The organism is Bacteroides caecigallinarum (assembly GCF_021531075.1).
Taxonomy (GTDB): Bacteria; Bacteroidota; Bacteroidia; order Bacteroidales; family Bacteroidaceae; genus Phocaeicola; species Phocaeicola caecigallinarum_B.
The window spans coordinates 1-2,298 of the sequence record NZ_JADYTJ010000109.1; the positions used below are offsets into that span (position 1 = coordinate 1).

Annotated in this window: 3 protein-coding genes; all 3 read left to right on the forward strand. The window is 42.9% G+C overall.

The genetic code is table 11. The features are described 5' to 3' along the window. Window positions 1–197: 197 nt before the first annotated feature. Window positions 198–563, forward strand: a complete 366-nt coding sequence (locus I6E11_RS14445) for a hypothetical protein (RefSeq protein ID WP_204459680.1) — start codon at window positions 198–200, stop codon at window positions 561–563. After that, entirely contained in the window at window positions 557–889 is a 333-nt protein-coding gene (tnpB, locus tag I6E11_RS14450) for an IS66 family insertion sequence element accessory protein TnpB (protein WP_148330882.1), read from the forward strand. The genes I6E11_RS14445 and tnpB overlap by 7 nt, the downstream gene beginning before the upstream one ends. A gap of 91 nt (window positions 890–980) precedes the next feature. Continuing rightward, window positions 981–2,298: IS66 family transposase (locus I6E11_RS14455; protein ID WP_235338811.1), on the forward strand; the 1,318-nt coding region annotated here is incomplete at its 3' end.

The following is a 2,298-nucleotide window of genomic DNA, read 5'->3' on the forward strand; positions in this document are numbered from 1 at the left end:
TAATATGTATTTCCCTAACAAAAAGAGAATAATTTATTACAATAAGTATAATGAAAGCATCAGTACAAATTATTGCATATTCGTAGGTTTTAAATTATAAAATAATCAGGACTAAATCAGTAAGCTTCCAAAATTGGCGTATTGACTAGCATGTCTCTTTCGCATACCTTCGTGCTAAACTTAAAACTCGAAAGATTATGTTTAGCGAAAAAGATTTTGAAAGACTGTGGTTCCTCTACAAAACCGAGGGTGAGCCCAATGGGGTTTCCATCAACTCGTTCTGCATTGGCAACAATATTCCATACACGGCATTCTATGACTGGTTCAAGAAGACACAGAAAAAGGTTGTACCTGTAGAAGTTGAAGGACTTCCGGAAGAGCTGATTCGGACAGGCAATGAAGAACGTCAGGAGGTTGCTAAAGACAAGCTCAAACGTACAACTCCCCATAAAGGAAGCATTATGGTGACGATAAGAACTCGTGGGGGCTTGTGCATACAGAAGAAAGGCTTAGACTATCAGGGGCTGAAAACACTGGTAGAGAAACTGGAGGGCTTATGCTGAGCATCAACGGTCTTCACAACTTCTACTACCTTCCTGAGCTTCACGATATGAGATGCAAGGCTCAGCGTATATGCGAGATAATCCGAGGTCGATACCACCGTGATCCATTGAATGGTGATGTTTACATGTTCATGTCTAAAGACCAGCGCAAGGTTCGTATGATACACTATGAGCGCAATGCCTACTACCTTCATGAGAAGTCTTTCATTAAGGGCTATAAGTTCATGAAAATAGAGCGCAAGGACGATGTGACAGTATATAAAATAGACTGGAAAGACCTGGTCACGATACTTGAAACTCCAGTAATAACGAGTATAAGAATTTAAAGATAAAACTCTGACAATCAGCGATAAAAACTCTCTAAATATTTGTATATCTCATTGAAAATGAGTATCTTTACATAAAATATTAGAGAACATGGAACTGGAAGAGCTCATAGAAAATACACTCAGACGCAAGCATCTTGAAGAGATGATGAACAGGCCTGAAAAGGAGCATACACCCCTTGAAGGTATGGATAATGAGCAGATAAAGAGGTTCGCCCTGTTCCTGTTTGAGGAGAATCAGAACAAGAGCAAGCAGCTTGATGAAATGATAGCACGACTTGATGAAATAGGAAAAGACCTGAAGGAAGCCAACCGTAAGATTGATTCCCTTACAGATGCCCTGCTTAAGGCAAACAGCAAGGCAGAGAAGGCTGCCATTGAATGCAAGCTCCGCGACAAGGAATACAAAAAGCTTGAGAAAAAGCATAACGCCCTTGTCGAGCGTCTTTCACTTATGAATAACCAGACTTACGCTTCATCCAAAAGCCTTAAAGGCATTGACCGCAAAAAGGTCGTAAAAGGAAAGCATGACGACAAGGATGACTTTGACGGAACTCCCACTGCTCCGGCTGGTGAAGTTCCACAGTCAGACTCTGCCGCATCATGTGACGCGCAGGATACTCCGGCCACTCCTCATTCCAAGGAAAGACCGTATAGAAAAGGGATGAGATACAACAAGAACTGTGTAGGCACCCCGATAATACACAAGTCCGATTATACAATGCTTCCTGAGGGGTCTGTAGTGATATCATCAAGCTATCGTAAAATAAGAAATATCGTGAGCCATATTGAGGAACATCACTTTGAAGTGCTTAAGGTAAAGCATGCCGACGGCAGGATTGAAAGCATGTTCCTTCCCATGAAAGATGACGCCCGGGCTGACATCTACAATGAGATTGTACCGGGTACAAGCATTACGGCAAACATGCTCTCGTATCTTATGTTCAACCGCTTCCAGATGTCGACACCGGCATACAGGGAAGCTAAAAACCGTCTGTCGGATATGGACTGGAACACTTCTGTGCAGAACCTGCTGAACTGGGCCGACAAAGGTGCCATGCAGCTGAACAAGCTGATACCTGCCCTCAAGAAAATTGCCCTTCAGGACGGTGCGAACGTGAATGTGGACGAGACATGGCTCCGCTATCACGCATACAATAAGAAACGAAAGACCTATATGTGGTGTCTGGTAAACAGAAAAGCCCGTATAGTCATCTTCTTCTACGAGGATACAACGGATGATGAAGGTGTACAGAAACATGGAGGCAGGAACAGAAATGTATTGAAGGAGTTCCTTGGTGATGCAAAAATCAAATCACTGCAGAGCGACGGCTACAACGTATATATGTATCTTGACAATGAGCTTATGGATATAGAGCATCTCTGCTGTCTGGCTCATGCAAGAGCTA